Origin of the sequence: Alteraurantiacibacter palmitatis (genome assembly GCF_037154115.1) — a bacterium.
Lineage (GTDB): Bacteria > Pseudomonadota > Alphaproteobacteria > Sphingomonadales > Sphingomonadaceae > Alteraurantiacibacter > Alteraurantiacibacter palmitatis.
Map to the genome: position 1 here is coordinate 94,339 of NZ_JBANRO010000006.1, position 20,233 is coordinate 114,571.

General features: G+C 64.4%; 41 protein-coding genes. 21 read left to right on the top strand and 20 right to left on the bottom strand.

Annotation, left to right across the window (positions count from 1 at the left end; all coding sequences use genetic code 11):
• Window positions 1-57 precede the first annotated feature (57 nt).
• The 20 genes from WFP44_RS08650 to WFP44_RS08745 form a co-directional block, all read right to left on the bottom strand.
• Window positions 58-240 carry a helix-turn-helix transcriptional regulator gene (locus WFP44_RS08650; protein ID WP_336926095.1) on the bottom strand — a complete coding sequence of 61 codons (183 nt, stop codon included), beginning with the start codon at window positions 238-240 and terminating at the stop codon, window positions 58-60.
• Complete coding sequence (locus WFP44_RS08655; RefSeq protein ID WP_336926096.1) at window positions 237-506, bottom strand: hypothetical protein; 270 nt, start codon at window positions 504-506, stop codon at window positions 237-239. The genes WFP44_RS08650 and WFP44_RS08655 overlap by 4 nt, the downstream gene beginning before the upstream one ends.
• Complete coding sequence (locus WFP44_RS08660; protein ID WP_336926098.1) at window positions 503-1,624, bottom strand: DUF5131 family protein; 1,122 nt, start codon at window positions 1,622-1,624, stop codon at window positions 503-505. Before WFP44_RS08660 ends, WFP44_RS08655 begins: the two co-directional genes overlap by 4 nt.
• Entirely contained in the window at window positions 1,617-1,787 is a 171-nt protein-coding gene (locus WFP44_RS08665; protein WP_336926099.1) for a hypothetical protein, read from the bottom strand. The genes WFP44_RS08660 and WFP44_RS08665 overlap by 8 nt, the downstream gene beginning before the upstream one ends.
• Window positions 1,784-2,416 (bottom strand): J domain-containing protein, encoded by a 633-nt coding sequence (locus WFP44_RS08670; protein ID WP_336926100.1) that lies wholly within the window; start codon window positions 2,414-2,416, stop codon window positions 1,784-1,786. Before WFP44_RS08670 ends, WFP44_RS08665 begins: the two co-directional genes overlap by 4 nt.
• Window positions 2,413-2,574: a hypothetical protein gene (locus WFP44_RS08675; RefSeq protein ID WP_336926102.1), complete on the bottom strand. Its 162-nt coding sequence runs from the start codon at window positions 2,572-2,574 to the stop codon at window positions 2,413-2,415. Before WFP44_RS08675 ends, WFP44_RS08670 begins: the two co-directional genes overlap by 4 nt.
• Window positions 2,571-2,813 (bottom strand): hypothetical protein, encoded by a 243-nt coding sequence (locus tag WFP44_RS08680; RefSeq protein WP_336926103.1) that lies wholly within the window; start codon window positions 2,811-2,813, stop codon window positions 2,571-2,573. Before WFP44_RS08680 ends, WFP44_RS08675 begins: the two co-directional genes overlap by 4 nt.
• On the bottom strand, window positions 2,813-3,388 hold the full coding sequence (locus WFP44_RS08685) for a hypothetical protein (protein WP_336926104.1): 576 nt from the start codon (window positions 3,386-3,388) through the stop codon (window positions 2,813-2,815). Before WFP44_RS08685 ends, WFP44_RS08680 begins: the two co-directional genes overlap by 1 nt.
• Window positions 3,385-3,663: a hypothetical protein gene (locus WFP44_RS08690; RefSeq protein ID WP_336926105.1), complete on the bottom strand. Its 279-nt coding sequence runs from the start codon at window positions 3,661-3,663 to the stop codon at window positions 3,385-3,387. The genes WFP44_RS08685 and WFP44_RS08690 overlap by 4 nt, the downstream gene beginning before the upstream one ends.
• A complete protein-coding gene (locus WFP44_RS08695) occupies window positions 3,663-3,986 on the bottom strand; it encodes a hypothetical protein (protein WP_336926106.1) in 324 nt (107 codons plus the stop codon). The genes WFP44_RS08690 and WFP44_RS08695 overlap by 1 nt, the downstream gene beginning before the upstream one ends.
• Before the next feature lie 136 nt (window positions 3,987-4,122).
• A complete protein-coding gene (locus WFP44_RS08700; protein WP_336926107.1) occupies window positions 4,123-4,290 on the bottom strand; it encodes a hypothetical protein in 168 nt (55 codons plus the stop codon).
• Window positions 4,290-4,484, bottom strand: coding sequence for a hypothetical protein (locus WFP44_RS08705; RefSeq protein ID WP_336926108.1), 195 nt, complete (start codon window positions 4,482-4,484; stop codon window positions 4,290-4,292). The genes WFP44_RS08700 and WFP44_RS08705 overlap by 1 nt, the downstream gene beginning before the upstream one ends.
• Window positions 4,484-4,720 carry a DUF2312 domain-containing protein gene (locus tag WFP44_RS08710; RefSeq protein WP_336926109.1) on the bottom strand — a complete coding sequence of 79 codons (237 nt, stop codon included), beginning with the start codon at window positions 4,718-4,720 and terminating at the stop codon, window positions 4,484-4,486. The genes WFP44_RS08705 and WFP44_RS08710 overlap by 1 nt, the downstream gene beginning before the upstream one ends.
• Window positions 4,721-4,895: 175 nt before the next feature.
• Window positions 4,896-5,753: a DUF6551 family protein gene (locus WFP44_RS08715; RefSeq protein WP_336926111.1), complete on the bottom strand. Its 858-nt coding sequence runs from the start codon at window positions 5,751-5,753 to the stop codon at window positions 4,896-4,898.
• Window positions 5,753-5,971 (bottom strand): hypothetical protein, encoded by a 219-nt coding sequence (locus tag WFP44_RS08720; RefSeq protein WP_336926113.1) that lies wholly within the window; start codon window positions 5,969-5,971, stop codon window positions 5,753-5,755. Before WFP44_RS08720 ends, WFP44_RS08715 begins: the two co-directional genes overlap by 1 nt.
• Window positions 5,972-5,974: 3 nt before the next feature.
• Window positions 5,975-6,136: a hypothetical protein gene (locus WFP44_RS08725; RefSeq protein ID WP_336926115.1), complete on the bottom strand. Its 162-nt coding sequence runs from the start codon at window positions 6,134-6,136 to the stop codon at window positions 5,975-5,977.
• 4 nt (window positions 6,137-6,140) lie between these two features.
• Window positions 6,141-6,455 (bottom strand): hypothetical protein, encoded by a 315-nt coding sequence (locus WFP44_RS08730; RefSeq protein ID WP_336926116.1) that lies wholly within the window; start codon window positions 6,453-6,455, stop codon window positions 6,141-6,143.
• Window positions 6,452-6,970 (bottom strand): hypothetical protein, encoded by a 519-nt coding sequence (locus tag WFP44_RS08735; protein WP_336926117.1) that lies wholly within the window; start codon window positions 6,968-6,970, stop codon window positions 6,452-6,454. The genes WFP44_RS08730 and WFP44_RS08735 overlap by 4 nt, the downstream gene beginning before the upstream one ends.
• Before the next feature lie 158 nt (window positions 6,971-7,128).
• Window positions 7,129-7,632 (bottom strand): hypothetical protein, encoded by a 504-nt coding sequence (locus WFP44_RS08740; RefSeq protein WP_336926118.1) that lies wholly within the window; start codon window positions 7,630-7,632, stop codon window positions 7,129-7,131.
• 79 nt (window positions 7,633-7,711) lie between these two features.
• Window positions 7,712-8,005, bottom strand: a complete 294-nt coding sequence (locus WFP44_RS08745) for a transcriptional regulator (RefSeq protein ID WP_336926120.1) — start codon at window positions 8,003-8,005, stop codon at window positions 7,712-7,714.
• A gap of 85 nt (window positions 8,006-8,090) precedes the next feature.
• On the opposite strand from WFP44_RS08745, the gene WFP44_RS08750 reads away from it, so the two are divergent.
• From WFP44_RS08750 to WFP44_RS08850, 21 genes are all read left to right on the top strand, one after another.
• Window positions 8,091-8,468, top strand: a complete 378-nt coding sequence (locus tag WFP44_RS08750; protein WP_336926122.1) for a helix-turn-helix domain-containing protein — start codon at window positions 8,091-8,093, stop codon at window positions 8,466-8,468.
• Window positions 8,465-8,881, top strand: coding sequence for a hypothetical protein (locus tag WFP44_RS08755; protein ID WP_336926123.1), 417 nt, complete (start codon window positions 8,465-8,467; stop codon window positions 8,879-8,881). Before WFP44_RS08750 ends, WFP44_RS08755 begins: the two co-directional genes overlap by 4 nt.
• Complete coding sequence (locus WFP44_RS08760) at window positions 8,872-9,543, top strand: hypothetical protein (protein ID WP_336926124.1); 672 nt, start codon at window positions 8,872-8,874, stop codon at window positions 9,541-9,543. The genes WFP44_RS08755 and WFP44_RS08760 overlap by 10 nt, the downstream gene beginning before the upstream one ends.
• Window positions 9,540-9,878 (top strand): thermonuclease family protein, encoded by a 339-nt coding sequence (locus tag WFP44_RS08765; RefSeq protein WP_336926126.1) that lies wholly within the window; start codon window positions 9,540-9,542, stop codon window positions 9,876-9,878. The genes WFP44_RS08760 and WFP44_RS08765 overlap by 4 nt, the downstream gene beginning before the upstream one ends.
• Window positions 9,878-10,402, top strand: a complete 525-nt coding sequence (locus WFP44_RS08770) for a hypothetical protein (RefSeq protein WP_336926128.1) — start codon at window positions 9,878-9,880, stop codon at window positions 10,400-10,402. The genes WFP44_RS08765 and WFP44_RS08770 overlap by 1 nt, the downstream gene beginning before the upstream one ends.
• Window positions 10,403-10,630: 228 nt before the next feature.
• On the top strand, window positions 10,631-11,086 hold the full coding sequence (locus tag WFP44_RS08775; protein ID WP_336926129.1) for a LexA family transcriptional regulator: 456 nt from the start codon (window positions 10,631-10,633) through the stop codon (window positions 11,084-11,086).
• The gene (locus tag WFP44_RS08780; RefSeq protein ID WP_336926130.1) at window positions 11,040-11,702 is read left to right on the top strand and encodes a hypothetical protein; all 663 of its coding nucleotides are present in this window, start codon (window positions 11,040-11,042) and stop codon (window positions 11,700-11,702) included. Before WFP44_RS08775 ends, WFP44_RS08780 begins: the two co-directional genes overlap by 47 nt.
• A gap of 175 nt (window positions 11,703-11,877) precedes the next feature.
• Window positions 11,878-12,078, top strand: a complete 201-nt coding sequence (locus WFP44_RS08785; RefSeq protein WP_336926131.1) for a hypothetical protein — start codon at window positions 11,878-11,880, stop codon at window positions 12,076-12,078.
• Window positions 12,078-12,245: a hypothetical protein gene (locus WFP44_RS08790; RefSeq protein ID WP_336926132.1), complete on the top strand. Its 168-nt coding sequence runs from the start codon at window positions 12,078-12,080 to the stop codon at window positions 12,243-12,245. Before WFP44_RS08785 ends, WFP44_RS08790 begins: the two co-directional genes overlap by 1 nt.
• Window positions 12,242-12,589 (top strand): hypothetical protein, encoded by a 348-nt coding sequence (locus tag WFP44_RS08795; protein ID WP_336926133.1) that lies wholly within the window; start codon window positions 12,242-12,244, stop codon window positions 12,587-12,589. The genes WFP44_RS08790 and WFP44_RS08795 overlap by 4 nt, the downstream gene beginning before the upstream one ends.
• Complete coding sequence (locus WFP44_RS08800; RefSeq protein ID WP_336926134.1) at window positions 12,589-13,116, top strand: host-nuclease inhibitor Gam family protein; 528 nt, start codon at window positions 12,589-12,591, stop codon at window positions 13,114-13,116. Before WFP44_RS08795 ends, WFP44_RS08800 begins: the two co-directional genes overlap by 1 nt.
• Entirely contained in the window at window positions 13,113-13,340 is a 228-nt protein-coding gene (locus WFP44_RS08805; RefSeq protein ID WP_336926135.1) for a hypothetical protein, read from the top strand. The genes WFP44_RS08800 and WFP44_RS08805 overlap by 4 nt, the downstream gene beginning before the upstream one ends.
• Entirely contained in the window at window positions 13,337-13,651 is a 315-nt protein-coding gene (locus WFP44_RS08810) for an HNH endonuclease (protein WP_336926137.1), read from the top strand. Before WFP44_RS08805 ends, WFP44_RS08810 begins: the two co-directional genes overlap by 4 nt.
• A 109-nt stretch (window positions 13,652-13,760) precedes the next feature.
• Complete coding sequence (locus WFP44_RS08815; RefSeq protein ID WP_336926139.1) at window positions 13,761-13,961, top strand: hypothetical protein; 201 nt, start codon at window positions 13,761-13,763, stop codon at window positions 13,959-13,961.
• Window positions 13,954-14,382, top strand: a complete 429-nt coding sequence (locus tag WFP44_RS08820; RefSeq protein WP_336926141.1) for a P27 family phage terminase small subunit — start codon at window positions 13,954-13,956, stop codon at window positions 14,380-14,382. Before WFP44_RS08815 ends, WFP44_RS08820 begins: the two co-directional genes overlap by 8 nt.
• Complete coding sequence (locus tag WFP44_RS08825) at window positions 14,351-16,165, top strand: terminase large subunit (protein ID WP_336926143.1); 1,815 nt, start codon at window positions 14,351-14,353, stop codon at window positions 16,163-16,165. Before WFP44_RS08820 ends, WFP44_RS08825 begins: the two co-directional genes overlap by 32 nt.
• Window positions 16,162-16,305, top strand: coding sequence for a hypothetical protein (locus WFP44_RS08830; protein WP_336926145.1), 144 nt, complete (start codon window positions 16,162-16,164; stop codon window positions 16,303-16,305). The genes WFP44_RS08825 and WFP44_RS08830 overlap by 4 nt, the downstream gene beginning before the upstream one ends.
• Window positions 16,302-17,564, top strand: a complete 1,263-nt coding sequence (locus WFP44_RS08835) for a phage portal protein (RefSeq protein ID WP_336926147.1) — start codon at window positions 16,302-16,304, stop codon at window positions 17,562-17,564. The genes WFP44_RS08830 and WFP44_RS08835 overlap by 4 nt, the downstream gene beginning before the upstream one ends.
• Complete coding sequence (locus tag WFP44_RS08840; protein WP_336926149.1) at window positions 17,561-18,274, top strand: HK97 family phage prohead protease; 714 nt, start codon at window positions 17,561-17,563, stop codon at window positions 18,272-18,274. Before WFP44_RS08835 ends, WFP44_RS08840 begins: the two co-directional genes overlap by 4 nt.
• A 24-nt stretch (window positions 18,275-18,298) precedes the next feature.
• Complete coding sequence (locus WFP44_RS08845; protein WP_336926151.1) at window positions 18,299-19,714, top strand: phage major capsid protein; 1,416 nt, start codon at window positions 18,299-18,301, stop codon at window positions 19,712-19,714.
• Between the two features lie 81 nt (window positions 19,715-19,795).
• Complete coding sequence (locus tag WFP44_RS08850) at window positions 19,796-20,230, top strand: hypothetical protein (protein ID WP_336926152.1); 435 nt, start codon at window positions 19,796-19,798, stop codon at window positions 20,228-20,230.
• The last annotated feature ends 3 nt before the right edge of the window (window positions 20,231-20,233 follow it).

The following is a 20,233-nucleotide window of genomic DNA, read 5'->3' on the forward strand; positions in this document are numbered from 1 at the left end:
TTCCTGCTTGTTCTGGGATGCCCCCGCCAGTGCCCCCGGCGATGGCAAAAAAGGGGGTCAGCTGACCGTCTGGTCAGCCAACCACTTTTCGATTTCGGAGGCGCGCCAGCGGACGGCACGGGTGTCGCGAAAGCGGACCGGCTCGGGGAACGTGCCCTTGCTGATTCGTTCGTAGATCGCTGATCGGCGAAGGCCGATGCGCTTTTCCACTTCGCTGCGGCGGAGGAGACGTTCGGTCATTGTCCGTATCCCATCGAGGCCAGCGCCTTGGCGATCAGATGCCAGACGTGCAGCCGCAGGCGGGCGTGGCCTTCGATCTTTCCCTTGCGCGTCACTTCGTTGCGCTTCATCGCCCGCGCCAGAGTTTCGGCGGAGCGACCACGATATGTGCGCGCCTGATAGTCGCCCGAACTGGCGCTACCGCCGACATTGTTGATCATCATGCGCCCGATCTCGGTCACCTGGCCGGTAATCGCGGAATGCAGTTCAACCTTGACGACGATCATGGCTGCACCTCCGGGAAGGCGTCGTGCAGCTGGCCGTCGAGGAGGCGACCGGCGCGCTTTTTGCCGACCTTGCTGAAAGTGACGTGTTCAAGCTCTTCGCGCGCGTGGCCATACTCGGAAAGCGCCCATGCGGGCGGCCCTGATGGCATTGTGCGCCAAGGTGTTTCGTCGCCTTGATCGGGCAGCAACTCACACGGAAACCACTCCCCCCACTGCTTGAAGAAGAACGGCACGCCTGCCGCCGCGCACTGGTCGCGCAGGGAGCGTGCCCAGTCCGGGTGCATCGGGCGCGCGCCGGGGCCGCTCTCGCCGCCTGCGATTACCCAGTCGATGCGTGTGCATCCCTTTTCTGGGGTCCAGCCAATCTCCCCGGCGGGAATGCCGATCCCGCGTTCGACGTGAAAGCAATCACACGTAAGAGAATCAACGATATCCGCAGGGCTGAGTGCGACGTGCCGCAAATCCACCGGCCCCAGCAGGGGTTCGGCGCTGATGAAGCGGATGGCGGCGGGGGCGGCGAGCAGATCGGGGATGCGGCTGTCGGCGGCGGCCTGATCCTCCACCGACACGCCCAGCCAGACATTGGGGAGGGGCCAGACTTCCTCGATGATGGGGGCGGTTGCCCGCAGATCGTCGCTGCGCCGTTCGAGCGGATCGACGCGCTCCGCGATCAGGCAATCCATTTCGCAGTCGATCCGCTCCATAAGCTGATCGCCGGCAAAATACTCCCGCATCCTGCTGCTGCGTTTGGTCAGCACCTGAAAGGTGTGCTGCGGGCACAGCGCCATCACCGCGAACACGCGGTCGATCCATTCGTCGGGCACGCTTTCGTGGAACAGGTCGGCGGTGGAGCAGACGAACACGCGGCGCGGTTTCTTCCAGCGCAGCGGCTTCAGCAGTTCGGCATCGTCAAAGCGGACCTTGCCGGTCCAGCGGGGGTCGCGGCCCTGCGGCGTCTGCACCGTCTTCGCCAGGCCGTGGCCCCACTGGCCGGGCTGGCTGAAGCGCGCGGCCATCACTTCCGCATAGCAGTTGCGGCACCCCTCGCTGATCCGGGTGCAGCCCTTCACCGGCGTCCAGGTGGCGTCGGTCCATTCGATCTTGGTGTTGTCAGCCATGGCTCTTCCCTGAAGCGCGCGCCTCGATCGCGCTGCCCACCTTCTGGTTGAGGCGCGACAGGGCTGCGATGGCGATGTGGAAAAGGAGCAGGCCCAGCAATCGGCCCACGGTCCACCCTGCGCCCAGGAGGATACCCAGCAGGAAGACGTCAAAGCCTGTCATCGTGAAGTCCATTGGCGTTTGCCCTCCGTTCGCGCCCAGTTGAGCCGTTGTGCGGCCGCCTCACTGCCACCGGGGCGATCGGGGTGGGCGGCCTGCATCTTCTCGCGCCAGGCGCGGTCGATATCCTCGGGCGAGGCATGCGCCGGCACGCCCAGCACTTGGTGCCATTGTTCGGGGGCGGGCAGCGCGACGTGGCCGGCAAAGGCCTGTTTCATGTCGGAGACGCCCCAGCGTTCCTGCCCGCGCAGCGCCTCGATATGCGCGGCGATCGCGGCGATATTGTCGGGCACGGTATCCCACAGATCGCAGGCGAGGACGTGCGGCTGTCCGTCGAGCTCGAAGAAGAACGCAACCCCCGGATCGGCCGGCGCGCCGCGATCGCGCCGGGGGCGGCCGTCCACGCGCAGCTCAAAATTGGTCGAGAGCGTCTGCTCGAGGATCCGCCAGTCCTGGCTGTTGCGTGTAACAAGTGCGACCTGTTCGCGCAGGCGGCGCAGCGCAATGTCCCAGTTGATGCGCGAGCCGCCCTCGCGCCACATTGCCTGCTTGCGGCGATAGCTGGGGGTGCGCGGCCGGCCTGCCGGCCATGCGACGGGGTAGGCGAATTCGATCTGCGGCGGCGCGCTCATCCCGCTGTTCCCGCGTTGAAGAACACGAAGATGCAGCCGATTGCGAGCGGGGGCAGCACCGCCATGGCCCACATCCCAAGGCGATCCTCGAGACAGGGTGGCGGGGGCCGGTCGGTCTGGGCGTGCGCGCTGCGCAGCACGGGAGAGCGGGTGTTCATCGGCGGTCCTTTGCAGGGTCGAGGTGGCCGGCCGGGCAATCGGCGGGCAGGATTGTGACGATGGTATGGTCGCGCAGCACCGCGCGCTGGCCACCGGGCAGGCGGACGAAGGGGGCACCGAACCGGTCAGCCGCCTCGAAAGCACGGCCGCGCAGGAGCAGCAGGATCTGCGCCTCGGGCAGGCGGGCAACCCTTTCGCGGTAGCGGGTGATCGCGTGTTCGGTGACCTTGATCGCCATCAGCTTTCCTTTCCGATCGGCGACCATTGCGGCAGCAGCCAGATGCGCAGCACAACCGGATTGGACTTCCACAGATCGCGGTAGCCGAAGGACTTTCGCTGTTTGTCCCAGGTGGCCGCCCAGGCGCCGCGCGTGACGAAGCCCTCGCCGCGCGCCTCCTCCTCAGTCAGATCCTGCAGCCGCACCCGCTTTACGCCCATCACGATGGCGTGTTGCCGGTGCCAGCAGCGCAGCAAATTGCGGGCGGGCCATTTGCGGCCGAGCGTGGCGGAGTACTGCCCACGCGGATCGAGATCGGCCACGAATGCGGGCACGGCCCCCATCCGCTCAGCCGCGGTGGGAGAAAGATGGTCGAAACGCCGGGGAAGGCGGAAGGGTTCGCGGATCCACAGCAGATCCTGCTCCGCCAGATCGGCGTAGACGCCATTGGCGGGGCGCAGGATGGAATGGAGCCGATCCTCGGCGAAATTATAGGCGGCCTCGGCACTCAGCGAAAGCGGCAGGATGCGCCGGGCACGCGGAGGCGGGCCGTTACGAGGGCATTCGGGCACCTCGATCGTTCCCAGCACGGTCACTGCTCCACTCTCCGCGATTTCGCGCGGCGGGAGCGCCAGATTTCGAATTCGCGTGCGTGTGGGCGGCACAGATCCTTTCCCGGCTCGGGCGAGGTGGTGCAGCTGGCGCAGATCGGCGTGTCGCAGGTGCCGGAACGGCGCCCGTCTGGCCCTGTCAGCCGCCAGTCGCACAGCAGCGTGGCGGGCCTGCCGCAGCTGCATCGCTCGCGATTGCGGTGCGTTCCGCAGACGATGGCGTAGCCGCCGCCCGGCATCGTGACGCGTTCGCAGCCCATCAATCGATCTCCCCCTCGCCGGTGCCGCCCGCAATCCATTCCTCCAGCGAGCGAGGCGATCCGTGGCTGGGGCCAGGCGCGGCAGTGCAAAGGAACAGGATGATGTCGCGGATGGCAGGCAGACTGTTTTCATCGGCGCGCAACACCGCCTGGGCGAGATCGTTACGGATGACGGCCTGCAGAAATGCGCCGGGCCGGATACGATCGACCAGATAGCGCCGCAGCCCCTCGCGCAGATGCGGGCGGAGATTGATCAGGCCCTTCTCCATGTCATCGACGAACCAGAGGGCGTCCTCGTCCGGGATGCGGCGCGGCTCGGCCATCAGGCGGACACCTCTGCAAGCGGCATTCCCGGGAGGCGCAGCTGCACCGGGACCGGGCGGACGATTTCGGGGAAGCCGGGCTGGCGGCGCAGCTCCTCAATTTCCTCGGCCATGCAGCAAGGGCAGGTGCAGGCAATCATGAGCCCGGTTCCTCGAGTGCGCGGTGATCGGCGCCGGCGCGCGCTTCGCGGTGCCGGCGCATGGTTTCGAGCTCGAACCGCCCCTGCTCGGACATGGGCTGGATCGCGGACTTGCGCCGCCGACGACGAAGGCGCGGCGAGAGAAGCGAGAGGATCGGGCGCATCAGGCAGCCTCCTCAAACAGTCGCGCGGAGATCCGCACGCCGTCGGGATCGGTCGGGTCGACCAGCACACCGCAGCGGCGCAGCAGATCGATGACGGGATCGGCCGCGCCGGCCAAGGCGACAGGCGCGCCGCGCGGGTTCGCTGCCGGCAGCCGGACTGCAGCGGCACTGGGATCAGGGGGAAGCCTGCCCATCACCCGATCCCCAGCGCGGCGCGATAGGTTTCGAGCACCAGTTCCATCTCGTTGCGTTCATCAGGCTTCATTTTGCGAAGCTTGACCACCTGACGCATGATCTTGGGATCGTAGCCCACCGCTTTCCCTTCGGCGTAAACGTCGCGGATATCGTCAGCGATGCCCTTCTTTTCTTCCTCGAGCCGCTCGATCCGTTCGATCAGCAGGCGCAGGCGGTCGTCGGTGGCTTCGGCCATGATCAGTCTCCAAACAACAGGGTGAGAACAAAGAAGGCTGCCCCTCCTGCAGCGCCCGCAAATGCGATGAGCAGGAAGACCGCGGCATCGCCCAGGACAGTCATTCGGGGCACACCCTTGGGCGCTGCATGGGGCGTTCGGCAGGGTGGCGCGGAAGGGGGCACAGGGTCGGGCATCAGGCGGCCTCCTCGAGCATTTCAGCGGCGGCTTCCTCGAACGCTTTGCTGATGACGATTTCGGCGGCGCGGCGCAGATGAATGCCCGCACTTGCCGCGCAGCTGCCGATATCGCGGGCCCAGACGGACTGCTCCTCGGCCGAAAGCAGCATGATCAGCAGTTCATCATCTGCGCCTTCGGGCGGTGCGGCGAGCGCAGCCGCGATGCCGGGAAAGATCGTGCCGGCATAACGCAGCACCTGTCCTTCAAAAGAGACAGCCAGCACCCTGAGCGCCTGAGAGGTCACGATGTCGCCATGTTCGCGCCGTGCGCGTTCAATGCCCGAGACATTGGCTATTACCCCTGGCTTCCAGCTGTTGAAATTGGTGTGCGGCGCGAGCTGAAGGCCTGCGGCAGCAAGCATCTGCATCAGGGCCACAGACTTTTCATCCTGCCCGGCAATTCCGGCGCGCAGCAGGTCCAGCTTGGAAAGCGGCCTGCGCCTGCGGTTGCGGCCCACAAAGCTGGCCACTTCTTCCGCCAGATCGTCGCAGGCGCTGACCACGCATGGCAGATCGTAGATGTCCCGGCGCAGGCGGGCAGCGGCAAGGCGGTGTTGCCCGTCAACGACGAAGAAGCGTTCCCGGCCGTCAACTTCCCTGCGGCCAACGGCCAGCGGATCGCACTGGTTCCAGTCCCAATCGCGCGCGATCGCGCGGATCAGTGCCTGGCTCGATTTGGCTTCGAGCGATCGCTGGTAGCGTGGATCAACCTCAAGCTCCGCAATCGTGCAGTTCTGAAGCACCGGGCGCCGGCCGCGAATGGAGTTGCAGGCGAAGACGGCTTTCGAAGGCTTGGACGATTTGCTGCCTGGCATCAGACCATCTCCCCATGGCTGGTCATCGCCGCTTCGCCGCGGCAGGCGTAGGCGCAGATCGGCCGATTGATCTGCTCGCCGCTGGAATAGGTCCAGCAGCCGCGCGCGGGATCCCAGCGGCCGGAATGAAGGTGGTTGCGCTCGTCGCGCAGCAGGTGGTGGCCACCGTCGCGTGCGCCTTCGTCGATCGCGCGGAAGCGGGGGTTTGCGCTGCCCATCTCTCAGCACCTCCCGACGACAAGGATCAGGACAAGCGATGCGCCGACAAGGGCGCCCGACAATCCGCAGGCTATGAACACCACCAGATGCAGGCGGCGATCGGGGCGAGCGCGCGGCCGCTCATCCAGCGCGGGATCGGATAGCGGATGCGGGGGCTTTGCCATCGCGTCAGCCCCCCATTTCCACGCTGGCGGAAAACGTCTTCGCACCGGCATTCTGTGCCCAGCTGTGGAGGGCGTCCTGCAGCCGTTCGAGCGAATGGCTGAGCATGGAGTTGGCGAGCGAGAGCGCCGAGATCGAGATTGCGAAGTTATCCGGCCGGTCGAGCACCTCGAGCATGGCGCGGCGGCCGCTTTCGACGGCGTGAATCGCGATATCGACGATCATGTCGGCCTTTCCCGGGTCGAGCTCGGCATTGCCGATCAACAGGGCGCGGACCAGCTGGCGCGGGAAATCGGGGAAGGTAAGGCTGGAAAGGGTCATGCCACGATCTCCGCGCGAAGGCCTGAATCGATGGGCCCCGACCCACAGGGGGGCGGGCGATGGATGTGCGCGGCTGCGCAAGTGGAGCACAGATCGGGTTCGACCCAGCGGCAATGGGTGGATTCGCCAGGCGCGCCGACCGATTGGCCACAGGGAGCGAGGTCGCTGCAGGCGCAGCCGCGGCACAGGCGCGGGATGACCAGATGGCGCGCGGTTCCACGGCGAGCGCCGGGAGGCAAGGGCGTGGCGGAGGCTGCGAGCTCCAGTGCGAGCAGCTGCAGGTAGACCACCGGGTCGAGATGGACGACCGCAGAGTAGAGCTGGATCTGTGCGAGGGTGAAAGGCTCACCGCCCTCCTCTGCCTGCGCAAGGCGCGCCATCATCGCGCGAAGTTCGGCCGGCGTGGGGCGGCGAATGGCCCAGGGCAGGACAGCGAGCCGCGCTGCGGCCTCTCCCAGGCTCAGCCCGGCGGCAACGCGGCGCTTGTGCAAATAGGTTCCGGAGCGGATGACCATGAATGCCCCCCAAATATGCAAAAGGAAGGCAGCTCCCGGAACCCGCATTTTGTGGGACCGGGGCCGGAAGCTGCCTTCAGGTGAAGGCGGGGCCATGGTTTCGGACAGGCCACCCGCCGTGGTCAGGTCGCCCCGACGGGATGGGGCGACCTATGCGATCAGCCGGGCGGGCCACGCTCACGCGGAAGGTCCGCGCGGGGCGAAACCGGCGCGCCTGCATCGAGCAGGGCGAGCAACGGGCGCAGCGCCTCGAAATTTTCCGCGAGTTCGCGGGCGGCGATGCGGCGCTCCTGTTCGCCCGAGCCGGGCTGGACAAGGCGGACAAGCGCGGCGTGCGCCTGCCCGGCCTCAGTAATCAGCGTTTCGACCTGGCAAAGAAGCGAGAAGCGATCGCCAAAGCACTCGGCCTCAGCAATCTGGAGCTGTGCGTCGTAGCTTTCACGAAGCGGGTAGCCCTGCCCGCCAGCGCGGGCATAGGCGAGATCGAGCGCGATGGCATCGGTCACCGAAAGCTGTTCGCGCCGGTCGGGATCGCCGCACTGGCGCAGATAGGAAGCGGACTTGCCCAGCGCCTCGGCCATATCGTCCCACGCATTGGGCAGGTGCCCGGCGATGCGGGCAAGCGCCGCCTCGGGCGAGAGAGGGGCGCGCCGCTTGGTCATGAGGCCTGCACCAAAGCCGAAGCGCGATTGCAGAAGACCGTGAAGCGGCGGGGCGCCACAAGCAAGGCGATGCCAAGGATCATGCCGCGATTCCCTCCAGCCCGGCGACGTCTGCAGACGCAGCCGCCTCTTCGCGCGGGTAGATGTCGGGCCGCAGATCGTGGCGGGAGACACCGGTGGCAGCTTCGATTTGCGCGAATACGGCAAGACCAAGGTCACCCCAGATGGGCTGCCCGCCCGAAAGGCGCTTGGACACGGCACCCTGAGTCTTCCCGCAAAGGCGGCCGAGCGCAGTCTGCCCGCCTTCAATGCGTTTGGCAGCGGCGGCGAAGGCGGCCTGCGGCGAATCAAACTGGGCGGGAGTCTGTTCCATATGCCATTGGATATTCCCAAACTCATATCCAGTCAATCCCACTCTCCATTCCTGAAAGAATAGTTCCTGCGGTATGTTCTAATCCATGAGCATCACGGCGGAGCGGCTTGCCCAGGCAATGGAGCTGAGGGGCGTCGACCAGTCCGAGCTGGCCCGCCGGGTTGATGTTACGCAGGGCGCAATCAGCAAGATAATCGTGGGGAAAACCACGAATTCGAGAATGCTACCAAAGATTGCGGCCACACTGGGCGTCTCGCTGCCGTGGCTCTTGGGGACTACGGGGGATATGTTCGACGAAACCTGCGCCAGCGAGTTCACGGAAGAAGAAAGGAACTGGGTTCAGATGCTGCGCCGGCTCGACACTGGCGATCGTGCGGCCGTGCTGCAGCTTGCCGAGAACTTGGGCGCGAAGCGGGACACGAGAGTGCTGCATGACAAGCAGATGGCCTACAGGGTCGAATGATGCCCGTTCCGCTGAAATTCCTTCTGATTGCGGCACAGATTGCGCAGGATGAGCGTGCGCAAAAGATGGCCAGGAGTGTCTGGCAGGCCGGGACTGAGTTGCTCGACAAGCGCCGGAAGGGGGGAAGCCAAGTGTCCACGCCGCCGCCTGCCGCAGTTTCTCGCAAGGAGCCGGTTCGGCCAGGCTGGCAGGGGTCGGCCCGCAACCGCTGGCGCTTTCGCAGTGGGCAAAGGGGGGATTTGATCCGCTTCGAATATACCGACGGGCATGGACTGGTAACGCAGCGCATGGTGGGCAACTGGTCTTGCAAAGGCGGCGAACTCACCGGTTACTGTTTGAACCGGCGTGAGGAGGTGGCGTTTGCTATCTCCGGTATCGGCCACTGGGAGGAGATCGAAGTCAGATGCGAATAATTCACGCTGCACCGCTCGCTTTGCTCACGGTGTTTATGACTTCCCCGGCGTTCGCACAGCGCGATATCCCGAGGCAAATTCGCGAACTGGTGGCGATGTCTCCCGAACAGCACGCCGCCCTTGTTACGTTGGAGGATGATGATCTTGAGGCCGAAGCAACCTTTCACACAATGCGCTCATTTCAGGAGCGGCGTGGCCTGTTGAGGGTTGTCTGGAACGATATCTTCTTGCGTGCCTATGTCGAAAAACGAACAGGCACGCCACGCTACCAAGTCTATTTCGTTTTTCGCGGTCAGGCGCCCAGCTGGCCGAGGCTCAGAACGGCTAATGTTTCATCACCTGATGGGTTGCAGGTCATCGATTTAAGGCAGGTCAGTTCCGATGTCGATTGCGCTGGCGCCGGGATCTATGGCCAATGCACCTATACGGAACATGTGGTTTTTGACGTGGGAGAAGACGTTCTGAGGAGTGTGGCGGCCGCTTACTCTCCGAACAATTTTGTCGCCTGGCAAATGCGTTTCAAAGGTCAGAGCGGGATCGACGTCGACGAAGGTCTCGTGAGCGGGGAAGTGGCGGGTTTGCTCCAACGTGTTGATGCCTACCGCGCATCTCGAAGTTTCTCGAACGAGCCCCCAAATCCGCCGGACCAAGACAGCGAATGAGCTTCGCCTTCATCTGTGCCGCAGCGTTCGCGATTGACGGGGATACGCTGCGCTGCGCGAACATTGCCGAGGCGGGCGGGCGTGTTCGCCTGGCGCGCATTGACGCCGCCGAGCTGCACGAACCGGGCGGGCCTGAGGCGCGCGAGGCACTGCAGGCCATGCTGACGGGCCCGGTTTTCTGCCGGCAGGTCGATGTGACCCAAGACCGGCCGCAGGGCGTGCCACGAAACGACCGTTATGGCCGGATCGTGGCGCGATGCCGCGTGGGTGAGCGCGGGCACGATCTGTCGGAGCGCATGGTGCGTGCCGGCCAAGCGCAGCGGTGGGGGAGCTGATGAGTAAAGGTGATCGTCTGGGCAGGATTGTCGGAAAAATTCGGGAAGTGCAGGATGCCCGCGAAGCAGAACATCAGGCCGCGATTGACGCTGCAAAGCAAGAAGCTGCGCGGATCGCTGATCTTCGCGCGGAATTCGAGCGCAGGATCGATGGTTGCGCCAAGATACTGGATGCCATCAACGCCCAACTCGGGCAGGTCGGCTACAAAATCACGATTTCGCACGAATCTTCTGCCACCGGCAGCGGGTGGCTGACGGCAATAGTCGCTGAATTCGCTCGAAAAGACCTCAAAGCAGACCCGGTAAGAGGCGACAGGGTAAAGTATGTCACGAGCTGCCGGCTCGTCCTTACCCGTGACGGGCGGGTCAATTTTACTCGCTCGCACAACGGTTTCATGGTGCGTCAAGATCAGCGCGAGGTGAATAACCTTGGTCCTATTGATGAGGCATTCGCGGCTCACTTTGAGGAGTGGCTGCTGGACCTAGCCGAGGACGGTGCCGCTGTCGAAGCGTCCTCCGGATAGTTGGGAACCTTTCCTTTTTGGCGGGGGTATGGCGCTTTCTCGAGGGGGTACAGCAAGATTTGATCCGGTCTTGATCGCCCCGATACGCCTTGCACGGTCCTATTCTGCTCATCGCGGCGGAGGGCGTCTCCGCCGCGATGCAGTTCTTTGCATAAAGTGCAAATTGCTTGGAACTAGCGCTTTTCAGCGATTCTCCCTATGTTCCTCCTGCGGCCAGGGAGGCGCGCGATGGTTGGTGGCATTGGCTTCGACGCGCAGAGCTCGGACGACGAGCTGCGCCGCCTCGTGCCGGAGATGGTCAGTTTCAAGCTGCTCGTCCTTGGGTTTGTCCGGCATTACATCGCCACGCGCGGCGGGAGCCCCAGCTTGGGCGAGATCGCCGCACATACCGGCAGCAACCGCAAGCGGGTTCGCAACGCGGTCCTCAAGCTGGCGAATGAAGGTCTGTTGCTGCGCCGGCCGGGCGAACGTGGCCTGTCGCTTCCTGACATCGAGGCCGACGCGGTCCGCCAGCTGCGCCAGCTGGGCTGGACGGTTGAGGAAAGTGCGCGGATCGTGGCGCGCAGGGTAACAATTCATCCCCTCTCGACAGCGCGGGTGCTCGACTATTCTCCCCAAGGTTCAGAGGGGGAAATTCATGGGGAAGCGCAGATCGGCCGGGAAAAGCGCAAAAGGCGCGGCTGAAAGGATCCTTTCGGAGCGGCGGCAGGTCATTGAGCGTGGCTTTGCCCAGCGCCATCCCGAGCGGGTCAAGGCCGAGCGCGCCCTGCGCAAACACAACCGTCAGATCGCCAAGATGGCAACGGCTGCCGGATCGCACGCTCCTTGCGAGGCCACGCCCCAGACCCTTGCCCATGCTGCACGGGCGCATCAGGGTGCGATTGCACGCCTGTTTCATGCCGGAGCGATCGATGCCGTCCAGCTGGGCGCGGCGCATTCGATCCGGATGGTTTACGAGCGTCTCGGCCGGGACGTGCGGATCGGGTCCATGAGCATGGAAACGCGGGTGGACCAGAGCCGCAGCGGCGATGGCACATTCTACGAGCGCCTGGGCGCGGTGCGGGCCGAAATGGCCTACAGTCGCTGGCGTGCGCAGCTGGCCCGGCCGGCGGTTGTCCTGGCGATGGTGGTCGAGGATCGATCATGCCGGGAAGTGGCGCGCCAGAACGGCATGCGCGACAGCACCGCGCGGCGGTACCTGACCGATGCACTGGACGAGTGGGGGCGGATCATTGGCGGCGTTTGCAGGGAAGTGACCGATGCGGATCTGGCCGCTGCGCATGCGGGAATACTGTCGTGAGGTGGGCTATGGGCGAGAAAATCCAAGGGTAACAATTCATCCCCTGCCCAAATGTCACCGAATCGGCCAGAAACGACCCCGCGATAGCTGCGTCTACCCTGGGACGCGGTACCCCCGGAAGGCCCGTTCTCCCCTGCGGAGAGCGGGTCTTTTGCATTGTATCGGCGGAGCATGCATGCGCCAAACCACCTTTCGCCAGCTGGCGCCGCGCCCGACGCTTGAGCAGCTGCTCGACGAGCAGCTGGGCGAGATGGACCAGCTGATGGCACGGGTGCGAGGCGGTGTGCGCGGCCCAAGCGGCTACGACGAGCTCGAAGAGCAGGCGAACGCAATTGCCGATGGGCTGCGCGCCGCTTTCCGGAACGGCCGGCGTTGATGGCTACGCACGGGATCGATCTGGTCGCCCTGGCCGACGCGGCCACGGGCGATCCGGACGAGGCGGTGCCGGTCACCCGGCGCTGGCTGCAACAGGCGCTGGAGCAGCTGCAGGCCTGCCAGCGGTGCGGATTTGTCTTCGGCCTGCCGGAGAACACCCGCGTATGACTGCCGGATCCTTTCACCCCGCTATTGCCCGCCGGATCCGCAAGGACGAGGCTCTGGTGCGCGCGTTGAAGGAGATTGGCGCCGACGCCGGCATGATGATCATGCACGCGCAGCGCGAGTGGGCCAGCATAACCTTCAGCGGCGTGCGGCACAGTCTGACCTATGCCTTTGATGGTGCGGAGGCAGTTGCCCATGCCGAGCGCATGATCGCGCTGTTGCCCGAACACGAATTTTCGCTGCCCGGCCAGCTGGTGGCCGATGCTGCGGTGACGAATATTGAACACCGCATTGAACCGCCTCGCATCGTGCTTGATTGCGAGCTGCTGGTTCTCGACGAGGATTGATGATGTCGCCCATCCGCGAACCCAAAACGCTTGCGGCTGCAACGCGGCTGCTGGAGGATTATGCCGAGCTCGACGGGCAGATTGCCGCGATCGAAGCCAACCGGCAGCAATGTATCGCCGAGGTCAATGCACGCTGCGATACGGCCGCCAATGACCTTATCGACCGTCGTGCCCGCGTCGCCGAGAAGATTGCGATCTGGTGGGGCAAGGAGGGCGATGCGCTGCTGCCTGACGGCCGCAAGACGATGGAACTGGGCGGCTGCATCATCGGAGCGCGCCTGGGCAAACCCTCGCTGGCCGTGGCATGCAGCGATGACATCATGGTCGAGCGCCTCGACGGCAAGGCCTGGGCCGAGGGCCTGCTGCGCGTGAAGGTTACGCTCGACAAGCGGGCGATCCTGAAGGCGCTCGAAGGCCCGCACCGTGTGCATCTGGGCGAGGCAGGCTTCAGCATCAACGCGCCGGCGGCAGAGTTCGTGCTCGAGCGGGCACAGCAGGCCGGCACGCGTGGCGGAGCGGGCAAGTGAGGCTGATCATGCTGCCGATCGTCAACCGGACGGTCGAAGCGCTTGAGGGCGTCGAGCGCGCTGTCGAACGTGTGCAGGCCGACGATTTCTGCGTTTCGATCGCTGGCAACCGACAGGACGAAGCCATGCTTGCGCGAGTGAAGCCGGTGCTGATTTCGGAACTGACTGGCCGTAAGGCCGAGCTGGAGCGCGATCTGACGTCCTACGGTGTGGAACGCGGGTGACACGACGGGGCGAGCGCCTTCGCGGGCGTGCCGGGCAAAGGCAGCGGCAGCGCCGGCTTGAGCGATCTGGCTACCTCTGCGAGCTGTGCGCCGATCGAGGTCTGACGGTGAAGGCTGATGTGGTCGATCACATCGTACCGCTGGCCAAGGGTGGCCTCGACGTGGACGAAAACACGCGGAACCTCTGCGATCCCTGCCACGTGAAGGTGACGGCCGAACAGTTCGGCCTCGCCACGGTTGCGCGCGGCGTCGATCGGAGCGGCCGACCGACCTACGAGGGCCATCCGTGGAACGCTTCAGCTCGCCAGTGACGGCGAGACAGGGGGGGTGGTCCGATCTCTGAGATCGCCTCGAGCGGACACCGACGGTCCTCCTCCGTGCGCACTTTCACGTTTTTCAAAGCAAAAAGTTGGAGGCAGAATGAGCTCTCTGGTGCGGCGTTTGCAGATCCGGATGATGAAGGCGCGCGGGTATAGGCGCACGAACTACGCGATCCGGAAGGATATCGACGGGCAGCTTCGCCCGGTTCAGGTGCCGCGCGGAGGCCTCATTCTCGACCCGAACGACAAACCGATCGGCTATCACTGGCCGCGCACGGTCGGCGAAGGCATCGGTGGCTAAGCCATTCACGATCGGGGGCATCGCAGAGCCCGACTGGAAGAGGCTGCTGGCTGACAAGCAAGAGCAGGCCTTCGCGTCCGAGCAGTGGCGCCGGATTGCCGGCGAGATGGACGGCGAGCAGATCCTCTCGCCCGCGAATGGTCACGCACTGCAGCGCCTGGTGCTGGCCTATCTCGTATATGATCGCTGTTCCAAATGTGTGGCGGCGGACGGGCTGGTGACCGAGCCGAAAGCGGACAACCCCAAGGCAATTGCGCGCCTGTCGATCCACTATCAGGCGATGCGCGAGGCGGAAAAGACTGCCGAGCGGCTTGAAAAGCAACTGGGAATCACGCCTGGCAACCGCGCGAAGGTGGGCAAGGTGAAACAGAAGCGGGAGCGCAGCACGGGTGCCGACGCGTTCCTCGGGCCAAAGGGCTGACAAAGGGCCGTCCGATCCGACCACGGAATGGGCAGAGGCGGCGGTTCGCGGCGATTTTGTCGTAGGTGACCTGGTGCGGCATGCTGCCGAGCGCCACCTGCGCGACCTGAAGGATGCGCCGGCGCGTGGCTATCACTGGCGGCCTGAGCTGGCGGAACGCGCGCTGAAATTCTTTCCTGCGTTGTTCACGATTACGGACGGTCCTGCTGCCGGCAAGCCCTTCCACCTGCTGCCTTACCAGACTTTCTGCGTCGGGTCGCTGATGGGCTGGGTCAACGAGGCGGGACGGTGGCGCTTCCGGTCTGCCTGGATCGAGACGGGCAAAGGCCAGGCAAAATCTCCCATGATGGGGGGGCTTGGCCTTTACGCCATGGGCTGGTGCGGGTTCGAGCGCAGCCAGATCTATTCGATCGCGGCGAACAAGGACACGGCCTTCGTCCTGTTCAAGGATGCTGTGGCAATGTGCCGAGCCCAGATCCCGGGCTATGACGACGGGGAATCGCTGGAAGCGCGGGGTGATGTTGTCATCCGCGGCGAAGGGGACAACGCACACAAGATCGAACACCCGGAGACGGGAAGCTTCTTCCTGCCGCTGGCGGGCGGTGAAAAGCAGTCCGGCCCGCGCCCGCGAATGGTGCTGGCCGACGAAATCCATGAGTTCGCCACCGATACCCAGATCGAGATCTGGAAGGCAGCGATTGCGAAAGTGGCCGGCAGCGCGATGATGGTGCTGGGAACCAACACCCCGGCAACATCGCAACATGTCGGCACCTCATTTTCGGATACCGCACAGGCGGTGGCCAAGGGCGAGGTGCGGGACGATACATCGTTCGCCTTTGTGGCGAGGGTCGACAAGGCGGACCGGGAAACCGTGTTCGAGAACGAAGCGTGCTGGGGCAAGTCGATGCCCGCGCTGGGTATTACGTTTCCGGTCACCAACATCCGGGAGCAGGTTCAGACCGCCAAGACGCGGCTGTCGACTGCGAGTTCGGTCAAGCGCCTGTATTTCGGCATCCCGACCGGTGCCGCCGATTTCTGGATCGACGAGGAAGTCTGGGCGGCGGTCCAAGAAGAGATCGACGAGGAAGCCCTGAAGGGCCTTCCCTGCTGGCTGTCGCTTGACCTGTCGAAGAAGAACGACCTCACGGCCCTGACCGCAACATGGCGCGGCGATGCCGGGCATATCTGGGCGAAGACCTGGTATTGGACAACGCAAGTCGGCCTGCCTGATCGGGCAAAGGCGGACCATGCCCCGTATGAGGATTGGGTCGAGCAGGGATGGTTGACCGCGGTACCAGGTGCCACGATCGACAAGACGTTTGTTGCCGCACGGGTCGCTGAACTGGTTGCCGCGCATGATGTGCAGGAGCTGGTGTTCGATACTGCGCAAATCGCGGATTTCGAATCCGCCTGCGACGATATCGGCCTGCCGGTCTGGCGCTTCAAAGGTCCGGACAAGCCCCAAGGTGAAGGCCTGAAAATTGTTGCCCATGCGCAGGGCACCAAAGTGATGTTCGAAGACCGGCAATACTGCATGCCACGTTCGATCGAGCGGCTCGAGGACAGGATCCTGCAGCAGACGATCACCATCGAGAATTCGCCTGTGACTTACAGCTGTGCCGCAAACGCCGCGCTCGTGGAGGACGGAATGAAGAACCGGGCCTTCGACAAGAAGCGGTCACGCGGCCGCATCGATGGAATCGTTACGATCGCCATGGGCGTGGGCGCGGCGGACAACCCGAAGGCTGCTGCGCCGAAGAGCTTCTGGGAGACGCCGCGGTGACGGTATTACGTGATGCGATCGGACTGGCGGGCGCTGGCCTGGTTGTCGCCGGATTCTGGGACATTGCCCGTCCCGCCGGGCTGATCGTCGGCGGGATCATTCTGCTGGCTGGCGCAATCGCCTGGGCGCGGCGCGGGTGAGGCGAGCGGTGGGGCGCAAGGGCGGGATCTTCGGCGGACTCTGGGGGCCGCAGGACGACTGGGACACCAAGATGTCGAGCGCGGAGTTGTCAGCGCTGCTCCATGGCGGGACAACCAGCGGATCGGGCGTGACGGTGAACCATCGTACGGCGCTTCAGGTCACCACGATGCTCGCCTGCACACGCGTCATAGCCGAAGGAATCGCGCAGGTTCCGTGGAAAGTCTACCACGGCGATGCCGGGCGGGTGGAAGCGCGCGATCACCCACTGGCCGATATCATCCATCGCCGCCCGAACGGATGGCAGACCAGCTTTGAAATGCGGGAGACGGCTGCATTTCATGTTGTTCTGGCTGGGAACGCCTTCCTGCGAAAGATGCGCGTCGGCAGTGCCCGCAGGCTGGCAGCGATCGAGCCGTTCGAGCCGGGCTATATGCGGGCGCAACGCGAACCGGACGGGCGCATCCGCTTCTTCCACCGGCCGGAAGGCGGCAGCGAGCGGGAAATTCCGGCCGACGAGGTCTGGCATCTGAAGGGGCCGAGCTGGAATTCGTGGCTGGGGCTCGACATCACCAGGCTGGCTCGCGAGGCGATTGGCCTCGCTCTGGCTACCGAGAGTGCGCATGCCGAAATGCACAAGGGTGGATCGCGCATATCGGGCACATATACGGTCCAGAATGCATTGAGCCTGGAGAAGTTCGGGCAGCTCGAAAAGTGGATCGACCAGTATTCGCTTGGTGGCAAGAAGGCCGGAAAGCCGCTGATCCTTGATAACGGCGCGAAGTTCGAGCGCACCCAAATGAGCGCGGTGGACGCGCAGCACGTTGAGACGCGCCGTCTGCAGATCGAAGAAATCTGCCGCGCCATGCGCGTGATGCCGATCATGGTGGGCCAGTCGGACAAGGCATCGACCTATGCCAGTGCAGAGCAGATGTTCCTGGCGCATGTCGTGCACACGCTGATGCCTTGGTATGAACGGTTCGAGCAGTCGGCGGACGTCAATCTGCTGACCGAGGCGGAGCGGCGCGCAGGATATTACACCAAGTTCAATCCCAACGCGCTGATGCGCGGTGCAGCCAAGGATCGCGGCGAGTTCTATTCCAAGGCGCTGGGTGCGGGCGGGACGCCGGCATGGATGTCGCAGGACGAGGTCCGCTCACTCGAGGAGCTCGCCCCGCGGGGCGGCATAGCGGACGAGCTCAGCCGCGGGGCAATGAACAAGGCACCAGCCACCCCTTCCGAGGAGAACCCGGACCAATGACCCTCTTCGAATGCAAATCAGGTGCTGTGCGCCGCGCGGAGTTCGGCCTGTGCGAAGTGAAGTTCGCCGGCGATGAAGGTGAGGAGGCGCGCACCTTCGAAGGCTATGGCGCGGTGTTCGGCAATGTCGACAGCTATGGCGATGTGATCGAGAAGGGCGCCTTTCGCAAGTCGATTGCCGAGGCGAAGAAGTCGGGCATCTGGCCTGCCATGCTGATGCAGCACGGCGGTTGGGCGATGTCGGCGGACGATCTTACCCCGCTGGGCATCTGGACCGGCATGGAAGAGGACGACAAGGGCCTGTGGGTCCAGGGCATTCTTGCCGAGACCCTGCGCGCCAACGAAGCGCGCGCACTGCTCACCATGAAGCCGCGCCCTGCGCTTTCAGGCATGTCGATCGGCTACCGCGCGCGCAAGTTCACGCTGGGCACCAAGCCCGACGAGCCGCGCCGTCGGCTGCATGAGGTGGAGCTGGTCGAGATCTCGCTCGTAACGTTCCCCGCCAATCCCAAGGCCCGCGTCCATTCGGCAAAGTCCGAGGGCGGGCTGACCATACGCGACGCCGAAGGAGCCCTGCGGGATGCGGGCTTTTCGGCCAGCGAAGCCAAGGCGATCGTCGCCAAGGGCTTCTCCGTGATCGATCACCGGGAGGGTGATGATCAGACCAGGCTGAACGATGCGTTCGCCAACGCCCTCCGGGCGCTTTCCTGACCACCCTTCCCGAAAGGAATTGCCATGAAGACCGCCAACCTGCTGGAGCAGGGTCGCACCGCCGCGCCGTTTGAACAGAAGGACGGCCTCAACCTGCCGGCCGATCCGGCCGATGCTATCAACAAGCTGGCGGAGGCTTTCGTCGCCTTCAAGTCCAGCCATGCCGAAGAAGTGGCCGAGATCAAGAAGAAGGGCGCTGTCGATCCCCTTCTGACCGAGCGTCTGAGCAAGATCGATACCGCGCTCAACACCTTCACCGAGGCGAAGACCGCGCTCGAAAGCAGCATCGCGGCCGAGCGCAAGGAGCGCGAGGATCTCGAACTGCGCCTGCAGCGAATGAACGTGAAGGGCGACGGTGACGCCGCGAAGGCGGAGCTGGAGCTCAAGGAATTCAACCAGGCGGCGAAGTCGATGGCGGCCGCGCGTCAGCGCCCGTTCGAGCCTGTCGATGCCAAGTCCTTCGATGAATACAAGGCTGCCTGGGACAAGCTTCAGCGCGAGGGGAAGGATGCTCTTTCCGCCGATGAGCTGAAGGCAATGTCCGTCGGCAGCGACAAGGACGGCGGCTATCTCGTCACGCCGGACACCAACGGCCGCATGGTCCGCAAGGTCTTTGAAACCTCTCCGATCCGCCAGATTGCCAATGTGCAGGTGATTTCGAGCGACAAGCTCGAAGGCGATTATGACTTGGACGAGGCCGGGGCTGGCTGGGTTGGCGAAACCCAGTCGCGCATTGATACCGACACCCCTGAAATCGGAAGCTGGGAAATCCCGGTGCACGAGATGTTCGCGCAGCCCAAGGCCACGCAGCAGCTGCTCGACGACGCATCGGTGAATATCGAGAACTGGCTGGGCGACAAGGTTGGCCAGCGCTTCGGCCGCCTCGAGAACACCGCCTTCGTCAGCGGCAACGGCGCGCGCAAGCCGCGCGGCTTTGCCGCCTATCCGACGTTGGAAGACGATGGTTCCGGCGTGGCCTGGGGATCGATCGGTTTCGTGAAGTCGGGCGCGAATGGTGCGTTTCTCGCGTCCGCTCAGCACCCCGCCGACCGCCTGTATGATCTTATCGGCGCACTCAAGGAAGCCTATCTGCCTGGCGCGCGTTTTGTGACCCGCCGCACGGTGCTCACCGCGGTGCGCAAGATCAAGGCAACCGACGGCCATTATCTGTGGCAGCCGAGCTTCGTGCTTGGGCAGCCGGAAATGCTGGCCGGCTTCCCTATCACTCGCGCGGAAGACATCGCGGCACTCGGCAACGATTCGCTGTCGCTGTGGTTCGGCGATTTCAACGAAGCCTACCAGATCGTCGATCGTCTGGGCACGCGCGTGCTGCGCGATCCCTACACCGACAAGCCGTTCGTCAAGTTCTACTCGATCCGCCGCACCGGCGGCGCGGTGGTGAACTTCGAAGCGATCAAGGCGATGAAGTTCGCCGCGTAAGCGCGCGGCACACGCGGATGGCGGGAATCATCCTGATTCCCGCCATCCACCCTTACCCTTTTTCCAGTGCGGAGAGCTTCCATGCACAGCCTGACCCAGAACATCGAGATCCACCTCGTCAACGACGCGGTGGCCAATGCAAGCAATACCGATGACAATTCCGCTCGCATCGACATGGCCGATTACGAGAGCGCCACCTTCATCGTTCCCGTGGTGGACAGCGCCGCGACGGGCGTAGCCGCCCTGACCGTTGAAGCCAGCGATGCCGACACTGACTGCGCCATGGCAGCTATCAATGGTGCGACTGCGACGCTGACCTGTGCAGTCAATGACGACATCAACGGCAAGCTGCTGATCGTCGAAGTGCGCAATCCGCCGCGCCGCTTCATCCAGGCAGTGATCACCAGCGCGGTCGCGAACATCGCCTTCGGTGCCACCACCGTTCTGTTGACGCCGCGCCGCCTGCCAGTGGTCGACCATTCGACCGTGGGCGCAATCGCCTACGTCAGCGAGTAATCG

What these genes read in the sequence shown, in the direction of transcription:
- WFP44_RS08650 (WP_336926095.1), bottom strand. Translation starts at nt 240, where the DNA reads ATGACCGAACGTCTCCTCCGCCGCAGCGAAGTGGAAAAGCGCATCGGC.
- WFP44_RS08655 (WP_336926096.1), bottom strand. Translation starts at nt 506, where the DNA reads ATGATCGTCGTCAAGGTTGAACTGCATTCCGCGATTACCGGCCAGGTG.
- WFP44_RS08660 (WP_336926098.1), bottom strand. Translation starts at nt 1,624, where the DNA reads ATGGCTGACAACACCAAGATCGAATGGACCGACGCCACCTGGACGCCG.
- WFP44_RS08665 (WP_336926099.1), bottom strand. Translation starts at nt 1,787, where the DNA reads ATGACAGGCTTTGACGTCTTCCTGCTGGGTATCCTCCTGGGCGCAGGG.
- WFP44_RS08670 (WP_336926100.1), bottom strand. Translation starts at nt 2,416, where the DNA reads ATGAGCGCGCCGCCGCAGATCGAATTCGCCTACCCCGTCGCATGGCCG.
- WFP44_RS08675 (WP_336926102.1), bottom strand. Translation starts at nt 2,574, where the DNA reads ATGAACACCCGCTCTCCCGTGCTGCGCAGCGCGCACGCCCAGACCGAC.
- WFP44_RS08680 (WP_336926103.1), bottom strand. Translation starts at nt 2,813, where the DNA reads ATGGCGATCAAGGTCACCGAACACGCGATCACCCGCTACCGCGAAAGG.
- WFP44_RS08690 (WP_336926105.1), bottom strand. Translation starts at nt 3,663, where the DNA reads ATGGGCTGCGAACGCGTCACGATGCCGGGCGGCGGCTACGCCATCGTC.
- WFP44_RS08695 (WP_336926106.1), bottom strand. Translation starts at nt 3,986, where the DNA reads ATGGCCGAGCCGCGCCGCATCCCGGACGAGGACGCCCTCTGGTTCGTC.
- WFP44_RS08700 (WP_336926107.1), bottom strand. Translation starts at nt 4,290, where the DNA reads ATGCGCCCGATCCTCTCGCTTCTCTCGCCGCGCCTTCGTCGTCGGCGG.
- WFP44_RS08705 (WP_336926108.1), bottom strand. Translation starts at nt 4,484, where the DNA reads ATGGGCAGGCTTCCCCCTGATCCCAGTGCCGCTGCAGTCCGGCTGCCG.
- WFP44_RS08710 (WP_336926109.1), bottom strand. Translation starts at nt 4,720, where the DNA reads ATGGCCGAAGCCACCGACGACCGCCTGCGCCTGCTGATCGAACGGATC.
- WFP44_RS08715 (WP_336926111.1), bottom strand. Translation starts at nt 5,753, where the DNA reads ATGCCAGGCAGCAAATCGTCCAAGCCTTCGAAAGCCGTCTTCGCCTGC.
- WFP44_RS08720 (WP_336926113.1), bottom strand. Translation starts at nt 5,971, where the DNA reads ATGGGCAGCGCAAACCCCCGCTTCCGCGCGATCGACGAAGGCGCACGC.
- WFP44_RS08725 (WP_336926115.1), bottom strand. Translation starts at nt 6,136, where the DNA reads ATGGCAAAGCCCCCGCATCCGCTATCCGATCCCGCGCTGGATGAGCGG.
- WFP44_RS08730 (WP_336926116.1), bottom strand. Translation starts at nt 6,455, where the DNA reads ATGACCCTTTCCAGCCTTACCTTCCCCGATTTCCCGCGCCAGCTGGTC.
- WFP44_RS08735 (WP_336926117.1), bottom strand. Translation starts at nt 6,970, where the DNA reads ATGGTCATCCGCTCCGGAACCTATTTGCACAAGCGCCGCGTTGCCGCC.
- WFP44_RS08740 (WP_336926118.1), bottom strand. Translation starts at nt 7,632, where the DNA reads ATGACCAAGCGGCGCGCCCCTCTCTCGCCCGAGGCGGCGCTTGCCCGC.
- WFP44_RS08745 (WP_336926120.1), bottom strand. Translation starts at nt 8,005, where the DNA reads ATGGAACAGACTCCCGCCCAGTTTGATTCGCCGCAGGCCGCCTTCGCC.
- WFP44_RS08750 (WP_336926122.1), top strand. Translation starts at nt 8,091, where the DNA reads ATGAGCATCACGGCGGAGCGGCTTGCCCAGGCAATGGAGCTGAGGGGC.
- WFP44_RS08755 (WP_336926123.1), top strand. Translation starts at nt 8,465, where the DNA reads ATGATGCCCGTTCCGCTGAAATTCCTTCTGATTGCGGCACAGATTGCG.
- WFP44_RS08760 (WP_336926124.1), top strand. Translation starts at nt 8,872, where the DNA reads ATGCGAATAATTCACGCTGCACCGCTCGCTTTGCTCACGGTGTTTATG.
- WFP44_RS08765 (WP_336926126.1), top strand. Translation starts at nt 9,540, where the DNA reads ATGAGCTTCGCCTTCATCTGTGCCGCAGCGTTCGCGATTGACGGGGAT.
- WFP44_RS08770 (WP_336926128.1), top strand. Translation starts at nt 9,878, where the DNA reads ATGAGTAAAGGTGATCGTCTGGGCAGGATTGTCGGAAAAATTCGGGAA.
- WFP44_RS08775 (WP_336926129.1), top strand. Translation starts at nt 10,631, where the DNA reads ATGGTTGGTGGCATTGGCTTCGACGCGCAGAGCTCGGACGACGAGCTG.
- WFP44_RS08780 (WP_336926130.1), top strand. Translation starts at nt 11,040, where the DNA reads ATGGGGAAGCGCAGATCGGCCGGGAAAAGCGCAAAAGGCGCGGCTGAA.
- WFP44_RS08785 (WP_336926131.1), top strand. Translation starts at nt 11,878, where the DNA reads ATGCGCCAAACCACCTTTCGCCAGCTGGCGCCGCGCCCGACGCTTGAG.
- WFP44_RS08790 (WP_336926132.1), top strand. Translation starts at nt 12,078, where the DNA reads ATGGCTACGCACGGGATCGATCTGGTCGCCCTGGCCGACGCGGCCACG.
- WFP44_RS08795 (WP_336926133.1), top strand. Translation starts at nt 12,242, where the DNA reads ATGACTGCCGGATCCTTTCACCCCGCTATTGCCCGCCGGATCCGCAAG.
- WFP44_RS08800 (WP_336926134.1), top strand. Translation starts at nt 12,589, where the DNA reads ATGATGTCGCCCATCCGCGAACCCAAAACGCTTGCGGCTGCAACGCGG.
- WFP44_RS08815 (WP_336926139.1), top strand. Translation starts at nt 13,761, where the DNA reads ATGAGCTCTCTGGTGCGGCGTTTGCAGATCCGGATGATGAAGGCGCGC.
- WFP44_RS08840 (WP_336926149.1), top strand. Translation starts at nt 17,561, where the DNA reads ATGACCCTCTTCGAATGCAAATCAGGTGCTGTGCGCCGCGCGGAGTTC.
- WFP44_RS08845 (WP_336926151.1), top strand. Translation starts at nt 18,299, where the DNA reads ATGAAGACCGCCAACCTGCTGGAGCAGGGTCGCACCGCCGCGCCGTTT.
- WFP44_RS08850 (WP_336926152.1), top strand. Translation starts at nt 19,796, where the DNA reads ATGCACAGCCTGACCCAGAACATCGAGATCCACCTCGTCAACGACGCG.